Genomic DNA, 15,222 nt, shown 5'->3' on the forward strand with positions numbered 1-15,222 from the left:
GTTCCGTGCGGTACATATTTACCGCACCGTTCGACAAGCCTGCCTATAACCTGTGCCGGCGGTTTAAACTGCGCCTTTGCGACCCTATATGTCGCATTGCCGTAAACCCGGGAAAAACCGGGGTTTGCGCTATAAGAAGTTGTCGCTTGGCGGCAAGGCCGGGCTGAAAACTGTCCTTACAATCCCCCCATCGCTCGCCAGTTTCAGGCGAGTGTTCCTCATCAGGAGACTCCGATGTCCGTTGAGCACGCTGCGGTACAACGCGCCGATTTCGACCAGGTAATGGTTCCCAACTACGCGCCTGCCGCTTTCATTCCTGTTCGTGGCGCCGGCTCCCGCGTCTGGGACCAGTCTGGCCGCGAGCTGATCGACTTCGCCGGCGGGATTGCCGTTAACGTATTGGGCCATGCGCACCCGGCGCTGGTCGCTGCCTTGACCGAGCAGGCGAACAAGCTGTGGCACGTGTCCAACGTCTTCACCAATGAGCCGGCCTTGCGCCTCGCGCATAAGCTGATCGACGCTACGTTTGCCGACCGCGCGTTCTTCTGCAACTCCGGCGCCGAAGCCAACGAGGCCGCCTTCAAGCTGGCCCGTCGCGTCGGTTTCGATCGTTTCGGCAGCGAGAAGTACGAAATCATCGCCGCGCTCAACAGCTTCCACGGTCGTACCCTGTTCACCGTGAACGTCGGTGGCCAGTCGAAGTATTCCGATGGCTTCGGTCCGAAGATCACCGGTATCACCCACGTGCCGTTCAACGATCTGGCCGCGCTGAAAGCCGCCATTTCCGACAAGACTTGCGCTGTGGTTCTGGAACCGATCCAGGGCGAGAGCGGCGTGATCCCGGCTGAGCTCGAGTACCTGCAAGGCGCCCGTGAACTGTGCACCGCGCACAACGCGCTGCTGATTTTCGACGAAGTGCAAACCGGCATGGGCCGCAGCGGCAAGCTGTTCGCCTACCAGCATTACGGCGTGACGCCGGACATCCTGACCAGCGCCAAGAGCCTGGGCGGTGGTTTCCCGATCGCCGCAATGCTGACCACCGAAGACCTGGCCAAACACCTGGTCGTCGGCACTCACGGCACCACATATGGCGGCAATCCGCTGGCTTGCGCTGTCGCTGAAGCTGTGATCGACGTGGTTAATACCCCTGAAGTACTGGCCGGCGTCAACGCCAAGCACGACAAGTTCAAGGCTCGCCTGGAGCAGATCGGCGAGAAGTACGGCCTGTTCACCCAGGTCCGTGGTATGGGCTTGTTGATCGGTTGCGTGCTGAACGATGCCTGGAAAGGCAAGGCCAAGGACATCTTCAACGCCGCTGAAAAAGAAGGCCTGATGATTCTGCAAGCCGGCCCAGACGTGGTTCGTTTCGCGCCAAGCCTGGTGGTTGAAGACGCCGATATCGATGCCGGTCTGGACCGTTTCGAACGCGCCGCAGCCAAACTGACTCAAGCCTGATAGGCCCTTCGACGCCTGATCATTCAGGCGTCGAACCAATTTTTATGCCGGACCAGATTCAATGTGGGAGCGGGCTTGCTCGCGAAGGCGGACTGACATTCAGCATTGATGTTGAATGTTATGGCCCCTTCGCGAGCAAGCCCGCTCCCACACTGGACACTGAGTAGCTTGAATGCTCGCCCGGCTTATTTTCCTCAAAGAATTTTTAGAAAGGAGTGACACCATGCTGGTGATGCGCCCCGCGCAAATGGCTGATCTGGGCGAGGTACAGCGTCTGGCTGCGGACAGCCCGATTGGTGTCACTTCCTTGCCGGATGACGTTGAACGCCTGAGCGACAAGATCGCAGCAAGCGAAGCCTCGTTCGCCGCCGAAGTCAGCTTCAACGGTGAAGAGAGCTATTTCTTCGTCCTCGAAGACACCGCCACCGGCAAACTGGTGGGCTGCTCGGCCATCGTTGCGTCGGCCGGTTATTCCGAGCCGTTCTACAGCTTCCGTAATGAAACCTTTGTGCACGCTTCTCGCGAGCTGAAGATTCATAACAAGATCCATGTGCTTTCCCAGTGCCACGACCTGACCGGCAACAGTTTGCTGACCAGTTTCTACGTGCTGCCGGAGCTGGTGGGTTCGGCCTGGTCGGAACTCAACTCCCGTGGTCGCTTGCTGTTCGTCGCCAGCCACCCGGAGCGCTTCGCCGATTCGGTGGTGACCGAGATCGTCGGTTACAGCGATGAAAATGGTGATTCGCCGTTCTGGGATGCCATCGGCCGCAACTTCTTCGACCTCAACTACGCCGCTGCCGAGCGTCTGTGCGGTCTGAAGAGCCGGACGTTCCTGGCCGAGCTGATGCCGCATTACCCGATCTATGTGCCGCTGCTGCCGGACTCCGCTCAAGAAGCGATGGGCCAGGTGCACCCGCGGGCGCAGATCACCTTCGACATACTGATGCGCGAAGGCTTCGAGACCGATCACTACATCGACATTTTCGACGGCGGCCCGACCCTGCACGCCCGTGTCTCGGGGATCCGTTCGATCGCTCAGAGCCGGGTAGTCCCGGTGAAAATCGGCGAGCCGGTCAAAGGCGCCGGTCGTCAGTACCTGGTGGCCAACGCCCAGTTGCAGGATTACCGCGCCGTTTTGCTTGAGCTCGATTACGCGCCGGGCAAACCCGTGACCCTGGATCTTGAAGCGGCCGAAGCCTTGGGCGTCGGTGAAGGTGCCAGCGTGCGTCTGGTGGCGGTTTAACGCCTGCTTTAATCCTAGAGAGAATTGCCTAGAAAGCAGCGAAGTTTCACGGGTGGCGCAAGCGGCCCGTTTGAGGAGATAGCATGATCGTTCGTCCCGTACGCAGCAGCGATTTACCCGCTCTGATCGACCTGGCCCGCAGCACCGGCACCGGCCTGACCACCTTGCCGGCCAATGAAGAGCGTCTGGCCCATCGGGTCGGCTGGGCCGAGAAGACCTTCCGCGGCGAAGCCGGGCGGGGCGATGCGGACTACCTGTTCGTGCTCGAAGATGATGACGGCCGCGTGGTGGGTATTTCCGCCATCGCTGGAGCCGTCGGTCTGCGTGAGCCTTGGTACAACTTCCGGGTTGGCCTGACCGTCAGCGCTTCGCAAGAGTTGAACATCTATCGCGAAATTCCAACGCTGTTCCTGGCCAATGACCTGACCGGCAATTCCGAGCTGTGCTCGCTGTTCCTGCACGCCGACTACCGCACTGGCCTTAACGGTCGCATGCTGGCCAAGGCGCGGATGCTGTTCATCGCCGAGTTCCCGCAGCTGTTCGGCAACAAGATCATCGCCGAGATGCGCGGCATGTCCGACGAAGCCGGGCGTTCGTCGTTCTGGGAAAGTCTGGGGCGTCACTTCTTCAAGATGGAATTCAGCCAGGCTGACTACCTGACCGGCGTGGGCAACAAGGCCTTCATCGCCGAACTGATGCCGAAATTCCCGTTGTACACCTGCTTCCTGTCGGAAGATGCACGCAACGTGATCGGCCAGGTTCATCCGGACACCGAGCCGGCGTTGGCCATGCTCAAAAGCGAAGGTTTCAGCTATCAGGGCTACGTCGACATCTTCGACGCCGGTCCTGCGGTGGAGTGTGAAACCGGCAAGATCCGCGCAGTGCGCGACAGCCAGGCGCTGGTGCTGGCCATCGGCACGCCGGGTGACGACGCCACTCCGTTCCTGATTCATAACCGCAAGCGCGAAGACTGCCGGATCACTGCTGCTCCTGCACGTTTCGCCGCCGGTACGCTGGTGGTCGATCCACTGACTGCCAAACGTCTTCAACTCAACGCCGGCGATCAAGTGCGCGCCGTTCCGTTGTCCGCTGCCAGGGAGTCGAAATAATGAATTCGCTATACATCGCAGGTGAATGGCTGGCCGGCCAGGGTGAAGCCTTTCAGTCGCTGAACCCGGTCACCCAGCAAGTGCTGTGGGCCGGCGAGGGCGCTACCACTGCTCAGGTTGAATCGGCCGTGCAAGCCGCGCGCCAGGCATTCCCGAGCTGGGCCCGGCGTACCCTGGAAGAGCGCATTACAGTGCTGGAGGCCTTTGCCGCCGCGCTGAAGAACAATGCTGACGAACTGGCTCGCACTATCGGTGAGGAAACCGGCAAACCTTTGTGGGAAGCGGCGACTGAGGTCACCAGCATGGTCAACAAGATTGCGATCTCGGTGCAGAGCTACCGCGAACGTACCGGCGAGAAGAGCGGCCCGTTGGGCGACGCCACCGCCGTGTTGCGCCACAAGCCACACGGTGTGGTCGCGGTGTTCGGGCCTTACAACTTCCCGGGTCACTTGCCGAACGGTCACATCGTGCCGGCGCTGCTGGCCGGTAATAGCGTGCTGTTCAAACCCAGCGAGCTGACGCCGAAAGTCGCCGAGCTGACGGTCAAGTGCTGGATCGAAGCCGGTCTGCCGGCAGGCGTGTTGAACCTGCTGCAAGGCGCTCGTGAAACCGGTATCGCCCTGGCGGCGAACCCAGGCATCGACGGTTTGTTCTTCACTGGCTCCAGCCGCACCGGCAATCACCTGCATCAACAGTTTGCCGGTCGTCCGGACAAGATCCTCGCGCTGGAGATGGGCGGTAACAACCCGCTGGTCGTTGATCAGGTCGCAGACCTCGATGCTGCCGTTTACACCATCATTCAGTCGGCATTCATTTCCGCCGGTCAGCGTTGCACTTGTGCACGCCGCTTGCTGGTGCCGCAGGGCGCCTGGGGCGACACGCTGCTGGCGCGTCTGGTGGCGGTCAGCCGTACGATTGAAGTCGGCGCGTTTGATCAGCAACCGGCACCGTTCATGGGCTCGGTGATTTCCCTCGGCGCTGCGAAAGCACTGATGGATGCGCAGGAACATCTGCTGGGTAACGGCGCAGTAGCATTGCTGGAAATGACTCAACCACAAGCTCAAGCCGCCTTGCTGACCCCGGGCATTCTGGACGTCACGGCAGTGGCTGATCGCCCTGACGAAGAGCTGTTCGGCCCGCTGCTGCAAGTGATCCGCTACGCTGATTTTGAGGCGGCGATTGCTGAAGCCAACGACACCGACTATGGCCTGGCGGCCGGTCTGCTGTCGGATTCCGAAGCGCGTTATCAGCAGTTCTGGCTGGAAAGCCGTGCTGGCATCGTCAACTGGAACAAACAGCTGACCGGTGCTGCGAGCAGCGCGCCATTCGGCGGTGTCGGCGCCTCGGGCAACCACCGCGCCAGCGCCTACTACGCGGCAGATTACTGCGCGTACCCGGTTGCTTCGCTGGAAGCGCCAAGCCTGACCTTGCCAGCCGCGCTAACCCCGGGCGTGCGGATGTCGTAAGACCGCTTTCGCGAGCAGGCTCGCTCCCACAAGGATTGCGCAAAACCTGTGGGAGCGAGGCTTGCCCGCGAAGGCCACGACCCGGTCTTACTGAATTGTTACCTGATGCCTATAACAACAGATTCTCGTGGAGCCTCGCTGATGAAATCCTATGAAGTCAATTTTGACGGTCTAGTGGGGCCGACCCATAACTACGGCGGTTTGTCCTACGGCAACGTCGCGTCCCAGAGCAATAGCCAGCAGTCTTCGAACCCGAAGGAAGCCGCGCTGCAAGGCCTGGCGAAAATGAAATCGCTGATGGAAATGGGCTTTCAACAGGGCGTGCTGGCCCCACAGGAACGCCCGGATGTGGCAGCCCTGCGTCGTTTGGGTTTCAGCGGCACCGACGCTCAGGTGATCGAGCAGGCGGCTAAAGATGCGATGCCGTTGCTGGTCGCCAGTTGCTCGGCGTCGAGCATGTGGGTGGCCAACGCCGCCACCGTCAGCCCGAGCGCCGACACCGCGGATGGCCGTGTGCATTTCACCGCGGCCAACCTGAACTGCAAATATCACCGCAGCATTGAACACCCGACCACCAGTCGTGTGCTGGGGGCGATGTTCGCTGACCAGAAGCACTTCGCTCATCACGCCGCCTTGCCGGCCGTGGCGCAGTTCGGTGACGAAGGCGCAGCCAACCACACCCGTTTCTGCCGTGAATACGGCGAAGCAGGCGTCGAGTTCTTCGTGTTCGGTCGCAGCGCGTTCGACACCCGTTACCCTGCACCGCAGAAATACCCGGCACGCCAGACCCTCGAAGCCTCCCAGGCGGTTGCCCGCCTGCACGGCCTGAGCGATGACGGCGTGGTCTACGCTCAGCAGAACCCTTCGGTGATTGATCAGGGCGTGTTCCACAACGATGTGATCGCGGTGGGTAACGGCGAAGTTTTGTTCTATCACGAGGATGCGTTCCTCGACACCGAGCAGATGCTGGCCGAATTGCAGAGCAAACTCGCCAAAGTCGGTGGGAAATTTCAGTCGATCTGCGTACCGCGTTCCGCGGTCTCCGTGGAAGACGCCGTTCGTTCCTACCTGTTCAATAGCCAACTGCTGTCGCGTCCTGACGGCTCGATGCTGTTGATCGTGCCGGAAGAATGCCGAGGCAACGAGCGTGTCTGGCAGTACCTGCAAGGGTTGACCAGCTCTGGCGGCCTGATCCGCGAAGTGAAAGTGTTCGATTTGAAGCAGAGCATGCAGAACGGCGGCGGCCCGGCTTGCCTGCGACTGCGCGTCGCGCTCAACGAAACCGAACTGGCGGCCGTCAACCCAGGGGTTATCATGACGGCACCGTTGTACGGCACGCTGACCGAATGGGTCGACAAGCACTACCGCGACCGCATGACCGAAAACGATCTCGCGGACCCGCAATTGCTGCTTGAGTGCCGGACGGCACTGGATGAACTGACACAAATCCTTAAACTGGGCGCGGTTTATCCATTCCAGATCAATTGAACGTCGAGAGCGTAAAAAACATGAGCGATACCCTGCAGCTGATCCTTGAAGACACCGACGGCACGCAACTGGAAACTTCCTGCACCCGCGTCGCGGTCATGTGGCAAGGTAAAGAGCTGTGGATTCAGCAAGACGGCCGCGGCCAATTGCTGATCGGCGTGGACGTCGAAGAAGGTGACGCTGAGTACGCAAACCTGCTGTTGCGCCCATTGGCGACTAATCTGGTAAGTCTGCAACTGGAAATGGAACCGGCTGAAGTCGGTGACGAAGACCACGTGCACGGCCCGGATTGCGCACACGACCACTAAGGAAACCGCTCTATGCTCGCCCTCGGCAAACTGCTTGAACTGACCCTCGCCGGCCGCGAACCGGCGGAGAAGACTCAACTGACTGTCGAAGGCGTGCGCATGCGCTGGTTGAGCGAAGGTGCGCTGGAAGTCCGGCCACCTGAAGCTCGCGACAACGGCCTGGACCTGCTGCTATCGGCCGGCATCCATGGCAACGAAACAGCGCCGATCGAGTTGCTCGATCGCCTGTTGCATGACCTCGCCCGCGGCGATTTGAAACCGCGCGCACGTATCCTGTTCCTGTTCGGCAACCCGGAAGCGATTCGCAAAGGCGAGCGTTTCATCGAGCAGGACGTCAACCGGCTGTTCAACGGCCGTCACGAACAAAGCAGCGGCTCCGAAGCCCTGCGCGCCTGTGAACTGGAGCGGCTGGCGGCGAGTTTCTTCAGCCTGCCGGATCGCAACCGTCTGCACTACGACCTGCACACGGCCATTCGCGGTTCGAAAATCGAGCAGTTCGCGCTGTATCCCTGGAAAGAAGGCCGTCAGCATTCACGCCTGGAACTGGCGCGTCTGCGTGCCGCCGGCATGGAAGCGGTGCTGCTGCAAAACAAGCCGTCCATCGTTTTCAGCTCCTATACCTACGACAAGCTCGGTGCGGAGTCCTTTACCCTCGAGTTGGGCAAGGCGCGGCCATTCGGGCAGAACGATGGGGTCAACGTCGATCTGCTGGAAACTCGCCTCAAACAGATCATCGAAGGCAACGAGCCGGCCCAGACCGAAGAGGCGCTGGACGGTTTGCAGCTGTATAGCGTGGCGCGAGAAATCATCAAGCACAGCGATAGCTTCCGCTTGAACCTGCCAGCGGACATCGAGAACTTTTCGGAGTTGGAAGTGGGTTACCTGCTGGCCGAAGACATCGCCCAGACCCGGTGGATCATTGAGGAGGAGGGTGCCCGGATCATCTTCCCGAACCCCAAGGTCAAGAACGGCCTGCGCGCCGGCATCCTGATTGTGCCGACTACCGACGAAAACCTCGCCTGAGCCTGATCTCAAGCCAGGCATAAAACCCATGTGGGAGCGAGCTTGCTCGCGATAGCGGAGTAACAAACGACATCATTGTTGAATGTTAAACCGCCATCGTCGGAACGCCGCCCGGACCAAGCTCGCTCCCACAGGTTAAGCGTTTAGACAGCTACCGCACGTGGCTCGCTACGACGCAATGCACGCATTTTGTGCAGCGTATCCGCGCACGTCTTCGCCGCTTCCTGGCCTTTATGCACAAAGTGCTCGAAGAAGAACTTCTGATGTTCTTCGCCAGCATGGAAGTGGTGCGGCGTCAGGACCACCGAGAACACCGGCACTTCGGTTTCCAGCTGAACCTGCATCAAACCGCTGATCACCGACTGGGCGACGAATTCGTGGCGGTAGATCCCGCCGTCGACCACCAGGCCCGCCGCGACGATGCCGGCATAACGACCGGACTTCGCCAGCAGCTTGGCGTGCAGCGGTATTTCAAAGGCGCCGCCGACTTCGAAGAAATCGATCTCCGATTCCTGATAACCCTGAGCAATCATTTCGGCCACAAAGCCCTTACGGCTCTGATCGACGATTTCCTTGTGCCAGCAGGCCTGGATGAACGCAACGCGCTCGCCCTGATGGTTTTTGCTTTTGCTATCGATTGCGGTGGGTTGCATGTTCTGACTCCTGTTTATGTAAAAAACAGGGCATATGAATCGAATGGGATTTAAGGGTACGCACGCTCGCACGAATGCCTGCGGACGGCCCTTTGGCGCCAATCCCGTTCTCTCTTCATCCGGACTATGACCGTCGGCCCCGGGATCACACCGGGTCTGCTGACCTTGCCGCCATCACAGCCATTGCCGTGCCTGTCGCCAAGCGCTCGCGGGCTATGCGCATTGCGCGCAATTACCGCCGGTGGGGAGTTGCACCCCGCCCTGAGAACGTTTTGCCGCCAGATTGTTTGGCGGCGAAGCGTTTTTAACACATATTTCTCACCCGTGCATTGCTGCTATCTGATGATTGCTATCGATTTTTTCGTCAGTTCAAGAAGCCTTTTCGTACCCAAGGGTTGATTATTCGTCGGCATGACCGCAGTAATTCCTGACTGAAAGGGATTTTCCCTGCTTACCGAGGCCAGATTCATGAGCGTTATTGATCTTCGCAGCGACACCGTCACCCAACCGACCGCAGGGATGCTCGACGCGATGGCCACAGCGGCCACCGGTGACGACGTTTACGGCGAAGATCCGACGGTCAATCGACTGGAAGCCGAGCTTGCGAATCAGTTGGGTTTTGCTGCAGCGCTGTTTGTTCCTACGGGCACCATGAGCAATCTGCTGGGCTTGATGGCCCACTGCGAACGCGGTGACGAATACATCGTCGGCCAGCAGGCTCACACCTATAAGTACGAAGGCGGCGGTGCGGCCGTGCTCGGTTCGATCCAGCCACAGCCGCTGGAAGTGCAGGCCGACGGCTCGCTGGACCTGGCGCACGTGGCAGCTGCGATCAAGCCGGATGACTTCCACTTCGCCCGCACCCGTTTGCTGGCGCTGGAAAACACCATGCAGGGCAAGGTTTTGCCGCTGGAGTATCTGGCGCAGGCTCGAAGCTTTACCCGTGAACATGGGTTGCAGCTGCACCTGGACGGCGCGCGGCTGTACAACGCGGCGGTCAAATTGGGTGTCGATGCCCGCGAGATCACCCAGTATTTCGATTCCGTCTCGGTCTGTCTGTCCAAAGGCCTGGGCGCGCCGATCGGTTCGGTGCTGTGTGGCTCGGTCGAGTTGATCGGCAAGGCGCGACGCCTGCGCAAGATGGTCGGCGGCGGCATGCGCCAGGCCGGGATTCTGGCGGCGGCAGGTTTGTACGCGCTGGATAACCATGTTCAGCGTCTGGCTGACGACCACGCCAATGCGCAGTTGCTGGCCGAAGGCTTGCGAGCGGCGGGTTACGAGGTTGAGCCGGTGCAGACCAACATGGTTTACGTGCAGATGGGCGACAAGGCCGAGGCCATCAAGGCGTTTGCCGCCGAACGCGGGATCAAGCTGAGCGCTGCCGGACGTCTGCGCATGGTCACGCACATGGACGTCAGCCGTGCTCAAATCGAGCAGGTCGTCGCGACATTCGTCGAGTTTTCGCGCAACTGATAGCGTTAGCGGTCCAATTGACCGTTTCTATCGTATAAACACGCTGTACCCCGCGCGCAGGGCCGATATAATGCGGCCCTTTGCCGTCGCTTCGTCTGTTGACGTTTCGCACAGGCCTTTGGCCGCAGCCTCCGTGGAAGAACCTAATGAAAAGCGCAGAAATCCGTGAAGCCTTCCTTCGCTTCTTCGAAGAGCAAGGCCACACCCGTGTAGCCTCCAGCTCTTTGATTCCGGGCAACGACCCAACCCTGCTGTTCACTAACGCGGGGATGAACCAGTTCAAGGACTGCTTCCTGGGCCAGGAAAAACGCGCGTACACCCGCGCGGTCAGCAGCCAGAAATGCGTGCGCGCCGGCGGCAAGCACAACGACTTGGAAAACGTCGGTTATACCGCCCGTCACCACACATTCTTCGAAATGCTGGGTAACTTCAGCTTCGGTGATTACTTCAAGCGCGATGCGATCACCTACGCCTGGAACTTCCTGACGTCCGACAAGTGGCTGAACCTGCCGAAAGAAAAGCTCTGGGTCACCGTCTACGCCAGCGATGACGAGGCGTACGACATCTGGACCAAGGAAATCGGCGTTCCGGCCGAGCGCATGGTTCGTATTGGCGACAACAAAGGCGCCCCGTACGCTTCCGATAACTTCTGGACCATGGGCGATACCGGCCCGTGCGGTCCTTGCACCGAGATTTTCTACGATCACGGCGCCGACATCTGGGGTGGCCCACCGGGCTCGCCGGAAGAAGACGGCGACCGTTACATCGAAATCTGGAACAACGTGTTCATGCAGTTCAACCGCACCGCCGATGGCGTGTTGCACCCGCTGCCTGCCCCGTCGGTCGATACCGGCATGGGCCTGGAGCGGATCAGTGCCGTGCTGCAGCACGTTCACTCGAACTATGAAATCGACCTGTTCCAGAGCCTGCTGAGCGCATCGGCCAAGGCCATCGGCTGCACCAACGACAATCAGGCGTCGCTGAAAGTCGTCGCCGACCACATTCGCTCGTGCGGTTTCCTGATTGCCGACGGCGTGCTGCCGTCTAACGAAGGTCGCGGCTACGTGCTGCGCCGGATCATTCGTCGCGCCTGCCGTCACGGCAACAAGCTGGGCGCCAAGGGCAGCTTCTTCTACCAGATCGTTGCGGCACTGGTAGCCGAGATGGGCGAAGCCTTCCCTGAGCTGAAATCCCAGCAAGCGCACATCGAGCGCGTACTGAAAGCTGAAGAAGAGCAGTTCGCCAAGACCCTGGAGCAGGGCCTGAAAATCCTCGAGCAGGATCTGGCCGAGCTCAAAGGCGACGTGGTGCCGGGCGACGTAGTGTTCAAACTCTACGACACGTACGGTTTCCCGATGGACCTGACCGGCGACATAGCTCGCGAACGCAGCCTGACCATCGACGAAGAAGGCTTCGAGCGCGAAATGGAAGCCCAGCGCGTCCGTGCCCGTTCCGCCAGCTCCTTCGGCATGGACTACAACAGCCTGGTCAAGGTTGATGTGGCCACCGAATTCACCGGCTATGAAGCGACTAAAGGTTCGGCGAAAGTCGTTGGTCTCTATAAAGATGGCCAGTCGGTCGACGTACTCAGCGAAGGCGAAGAGGGTGTGGTCGTACTGAACCAGACGCCGTTCTACGCTGAATCCGGCGGTCAGATTGGCGACTGCGGTTTCCTTCAGGTCGGCAACGCGCGCTTTGACGTACGCGACACCACCAAAACCGGTGGCGCCTTCTTGCATCACGGCGTGCTGGCGTCGGGCAGCCTGACCATCGGCGCGCCGGTAGAGACTCATGTTGATGCCGAAGTGCGTCACGCGACTTCGCTGAACCACTCGGCGACTCACTTGCTGCACGCGGCATTGCGTCAGGTGTTGGGCGAGCACGTTCAGCAGAAAGGCTCGTTGGTCGACAGTCAGCGCCTGCGCTTCGACTTCAGCCACTTCGAAGCCATCAAACCTGAGCAGTTGAAGGCTCTGGAAGACATCGTCAACGCCGAGATTCGCAAGAACTCCGAAGTTGAAACCGAAGAAACCGATATCGAAACCGCCAAGCAGAAGGGCGCCATGGCGCTGTTCGGCGAGAAGTACGGCGACAATGTGCGCGTACTGAGCATGGGCGGTGATTTCTCCGTCGAGCTGTGCGGTGGTATCCACGCCAACCGTACCGGCGACATCGGCCTGCTGAAGATTATCAGTGAAGGCGGTGTGGCTTCCGGCGTGCGTCGTATCGAAGCGGTCACTGGCGCCGCGGCGCTGGCATACTTGAACGCTGCTGAAGAACAACTCAAGGAAGCGGCCAACCTGGTCAAGGGTAGCCGCGACAACCTGATCGACAAGCTGTCGGCTGTGCTGGAGCGCAACCGTCTGCTGGAGAAGCAACTCGAGCAGTTGCAGGCCAAGGCTGCCAGCGCGGCGGGCGACGATCTGTCGGCTTCTGCCCTGGATGTCAAAGGCGTGAAAGTGTTGGCCGTGCGTCTGGACGGTCAGGACGGCAAGGCGCTGCTGGCGCTGGTCGATCAACTGAAAAACAAACTCGGCCGCGCAGTGATCCTGCTCGGCAGTGTCCATGAGGAAAAGGTCGTTCTGGTTGCAGGCGTAACCAAAGACCTGACTGGCCAACTCAAAGCCGGTGATTTGATGAAGCAAGCCGCTGCGGCAGTGGGCGGGAAGGGCGGTGGTCGTCCAGATATGGCGCAAGGCGGCGGTACTGACGCTGGCGCACTGGATGCGGCATTGGCCCTGACTGTTCCATTTGTAGAGCAGGGTTTATAAGGCAGTGTGTCCGGCCCGCAGTCTAGTGGCGGGCCCGAACGCGGTTTGAGTGATTATTTGGGCGCCCTTCATGGGCAGAGGCGGCTTTGAAATGGCTTTGATCGTACAGAAATTTGGAGGCACCTCGGTCGGCACTGTCGAGAGAATCGAGCAGGTCGCCGACAAGGTTAAGAAATTCCGCGAGGCCGGCGATGACCTGGTGGTTGTGCTGTCTGCAATGAGCGGCGAAACCAACCGTCTGATCGATCTGGCCAAGCAAATCAGTGGCGACGGCCAACCAGTTCCTCGTGAGCTGGATGTAATCGTCTCCACCGGTGAGCAGGTGACGATTGCGCTGTTGGCCATGGCGCTGATCAAGCGCGGCGTGCCAGCGGTGTCTTACACAGGCAGTCAGGTGCGGATTCTGACGGACAGCGCTCACAATAAAGCGCGTATCTTGCAGATTGATGAACAGAAGATTCGTGGCGATCTGAAGGCCGGTCGTGTGGTTGTTGTCGCCGGTTTCCAGGGCGTCGACGAGCACGGCAACATCACCACCCTCGGTCGTGGCGGTTCCGACACCACCGGCGTGGCCCTGGCGGCAGCCTTGAAGGCTGACGAATGCCAGATCTACACCGATGTCGACGGCGTCTACACCACCGACCCGCGTGTGGTGTCCGTGGCTCAGCGCCTGGACAAGATTACCTTCGAAGAGATGCTGGAAATGGCCAGTCTCGGTTCCAAGGTGTTGCAGATCCGTGCGGTGGAATTCGCCGGCAAGTACAACGTTCCGCTGCGCGTACTGCACAGCTTCAAGGAGGGTCCGGGCACCCTCATTACTATTGATGAAGAGGAAACCATGGAACAGCCGATCATTTCCGGCATCGCTTTCAACCGCGATGAAGCCAAGCTGACCATCCGTGGCGTGCCAGACACCCCGGGCGTTGCGTTCAAGATTCTCGGCCCGATCAGTGCCGCGAACATCGAAGTCGACATGATCGTGCAGAACGTTGCGCACGATAACACCACCGACTTCACCTTCACCGTGCATCGCAATGACTTCCAGGCCGCGCAAACCGTGCTGGAAAACACCGCTCGCGAGATCGGTGCCCGTGAAGTCGTTGGCGACATCAAGATTGCCAAGGTGTCGATCGTCGGTGTCGGCATGCGCTCCCACGCAGGTGTGGCCAGCCGCATGTTCGAATCCCTGGCGAAAGAAAGCATCAACATCCAGATGATCTCGACTTCGGAAATCAAAGTCTCCGTAGTGATCGAAGAGAAGTATCTGGAGCTGGCTGTGCGCGCTCTGCATACGGCATTCGAACTGGACGCACCGGCCCGTCAGGGCGAGTGATGCGTTAACCGAAGGGCGCGGTCTGACCGCGCCCTTTTGTTTTTTTGAATGGTGCGACTCGAGGCTGTTCTTTTGCTCGCGCTAGTCAATACTCAGGCATGTAGGGCTGCGATCGTTCCGGTTGTAGGTCGAGTGCCTTTTTTTTGCAGACTGTTGTCCCTGAAATGAAATGCGTGAGGAGAAAGGTATGCTGATTCTGACTCGTCGGTGCGCAGAAAGCCTGATTATTGGTGATGGCGAAATCACCGTGACCGTGCTCGGCGTCAAAGGAAATCAAGTGCGTATCGGTGTCAACGCCCCGAAAGAGGTTGCGGTCCACCGTGAGGAAATTTACCTGCGTATAAAGAAAGAGAAGGACGAAGAACCAAGCCATTAATTTTTATCGTTTTTTATGTTTGCAAACGGGGAAGAAGCTGGTTAACATACGCCCCGTGTTGCGGAGAGCTGGCCGAGTGGCCGAAGGCGCTCCCCTGCTAAGGGAGTACACCTCAAAAGGGTGTCGGGGGTTCGAATCCCCCGTTCTCCGCCATTATTTGCGTAGTACGTTGTAATCTAGCTTCTTCGGTAAGTGTTTGAAATTACTAGAAAAAGTGCTTTACATAGAGATTAAACGGCCTATAATGCGCGGCAACAAATGCACTCGTAGCTCAGCTGGATAGAGTACTCGGCTACGAACCGAGCGGTCACAGGTTCGAATCCTGTCGAGTGCACCANTTTAAGAGTTGTTTGCAGTAATGTGAATGACTTGACTTCAACCAGTTGTGATCTGGTATAAAAACACAAATGCACTCGTAGCTCAGCTGGATAGAGTACTCGGCTACGAACCGAGCGGTCACAGGTTCGAATCCTGTCGAGTGCACCAAACACCAAAAAGCCCGCGTTTAACGCGGGCTTTTTGCC

General features: G+C 59.3%; 12 protein-coding genes, 3 tRNA genes and 1 riboswitch. Of the genes, 14 read left to right on the forward strand and 1 reads right to left on the reverse strand.

Annotation, left to right across the window (positions count from 1 at the left end; all coding sequences use genetic code 11):
* The first annotated feature begins 234 nt into the window (after positions 1-234).
* The 7 genes from E3W21_RS02870 (at position 235) to astE (ending at position 8,092) form a co-directional block, all read left to right on the forward strand.
* Positions 235-1,455, forward strand: a complete 1,221-nt coding sequence (locus E3W21_RS02870; RefSeq protein WP_129437644.1) for an aspartate aminotransferase family protein — start codon at positions 235-237, stop codon at positions 1,453-1,455.
* Positions 1,456-1,678: 223 nt separating this feature from the next.
* Positions 1,679-2,698, forward strand: a complete 1,020-nt coding sequence (aruF, locus tag E3W21_RS02875) for an arginine/ornithine succinyltransferase subunit alpha (protein ID WP_008154316.1) — start codon at positions 1,679-1,681, stop codon at positions 2,696-2,698.
* An 83-nt stretch (positions 2,699-2,781) separates the two neighbouring features.
* On the forward strand, positions 2,782-3,807 hold the full coding sequence (gene astA / locus E3W21_RS02880; RefSeq protein ID WP_129437640.1) for an arginine N-succinyltransferase: 1,026 nt from the start codon (positions 2,782-2,784) through the stop codon (positions 3,805-3,807).
* Entirely contained in the window at positions 3,804-5,273 is a 1,470-nt protein-coding gene (astD, locus tag E3W21_RS02885; RefSeq protein WP_166793804.1) for a succinylglutamate-semialdehyde dehydrogenase, read from the forward strand. Before astA ends, astD begins: the two co-directional genes overlap by 4 nt.
* A gap of 141 nt (positions 5,274-5,414) precedes the next feature.
* Positions 5,415-6,761, forward strand: a complete 1,347-nt coding sequence (gene astB, locus E3W21_RS02890; protein ID WP_134417941.1) for an N-succinylarginine dihydrolase — start codon at positions 5,415-5,417, stop codon at positions 6,759-6,761.
* A 20-nt stretch (positions 6,762-6,781) separates the two neighbouring features.
* Positions 6,782-7,069, forward strand: a complete 288-nt coding sequence (locus tag E3W21_RS02895; protein WP_033056735.1) for a hypothetical protein — start codon at positions 6,782-6,784, stop codon at positions 7,067-7,069.
* A gap of 12 nt (positions 7,070-7,081) precedes the next feature.
* Positions 7,082-8,092, forward strand: coding sequence for a succinylglutamate desuccinylase (gene astE / locus E3W21_RS02900; RefSeq protein WP_134417948.1), 1,011 nt, complete (start codon positions 7,082-7,084; stop codon positions 8,090-8,092).
* Between the two features lie 143 nt (positions 8,093-8,235).
* Here the strand turns inward: astE and E3W21_RS02905 are convergent, their stop codons facing one another.
* Positions 8,236-8,745, reverse strand: a complete 510-nt coding sequence (locus E3W21_RS02905) for a 6,7-dimethyl-8-ribityllumazine synthase (protein WP_007943897.1) — start codon at positions 8,743-8,745, stop codon at positions 8,236-8,238.
* 102 nt (positions 8,746-8,847) lie between these two features.
* Positions 8,848-9,018: riboswitch (FMN riboswitch) on the reverse strand.
* A 195-nt stretch (positions 9,019-9,213) separates the two neighbouring features.
* Between E3W21_RS02905 and ltaE the strand changes: the two genes are divergently transcribed.
* The 7 genes from ltaE to E3W21_RS02940 all read left to right on the forward strand — a co-directional run bounded on the left by ltaE (position 9,214) and on the right by E3W21_RS02940 (position 15,184).
* On the forward strand, positions 9,214-10,218 hold the full coding sequence (gene ltaE / locus E3W21_RS02910) for a low-specificity L-threonine aldolase (protein ID WP_129437632.1): 1,005 nt from the start codon (positions 9,214-9,216) through the stop codon (positions 10,216-10,218).
* A gap of 146 nt (positions 10,219-10,364) precedes the next feature.
* Positions 10,365-12,989, forward strand: coding sequence for an alanine--tRNA ligase (alaS, locus tag E3W21_RS02915; RefSeq protein WP_129437630.1), 2,625 nt, complete (start codon positions 10,365-10,367; stop codon positions 12,987-12,989).
* Positions 12,990-13,080: 91 nt separating this feature from the next.
* A complete protein-coding gene (locus E3W21_RS02920; protein ID WP_129437628.1) occupies positions 13,081-14,322 on the forward strand; it encodes an aspartate kinase in 1,242 nt (413 codons plus the stop codon).
* A 187-nt stretch (positions 14,323-14,509) separates the two neighbouring features.
* Positions 14,510-14,698: a carbon storage regulator CsrA gene (gene csrA / locus E3W21_RS02925; protein WP_002554426.1), complete on the forward strand. Its 189-nt coding sequence runs from the start codon at positions 14,510-14,512 to the stop codon at positions 14,696-14,698.
* Between the two features lie 62 nt (positions 14,699-14,760).
* Positions 14,761-14,851: transfer RNA gene (locus E3W21_RS02930), tRNA-Ser, on the forward strand.
* A 107-nt stretch (positions 14,852-14,958) separates the two neighbouring features.
* Positions 14,959-15,035 (forward strand) — tRNA-Arg (locus E3W21_RS02935).
* Positions 15,036-15,107: 72 nt separating this feature from the next.
* Positions 15,108-15,184 (forward strand) — tRNA-Arg (locus E3W21_RS02940).
* The last annotated feature ends 38 nt before the right edge of the window (positions 15,185-15,222 follow it).

The organism is Pseudomonas sp. F01002 (genome assembly GCF_004402115.1).
Lineage (GTDB): Bacteria > Pseudomonadota > Gammaproteobacteria > Pseudomonadales > Pseudomonadaceae > Aquipseudomonas > Aquipseudomonas frigoris.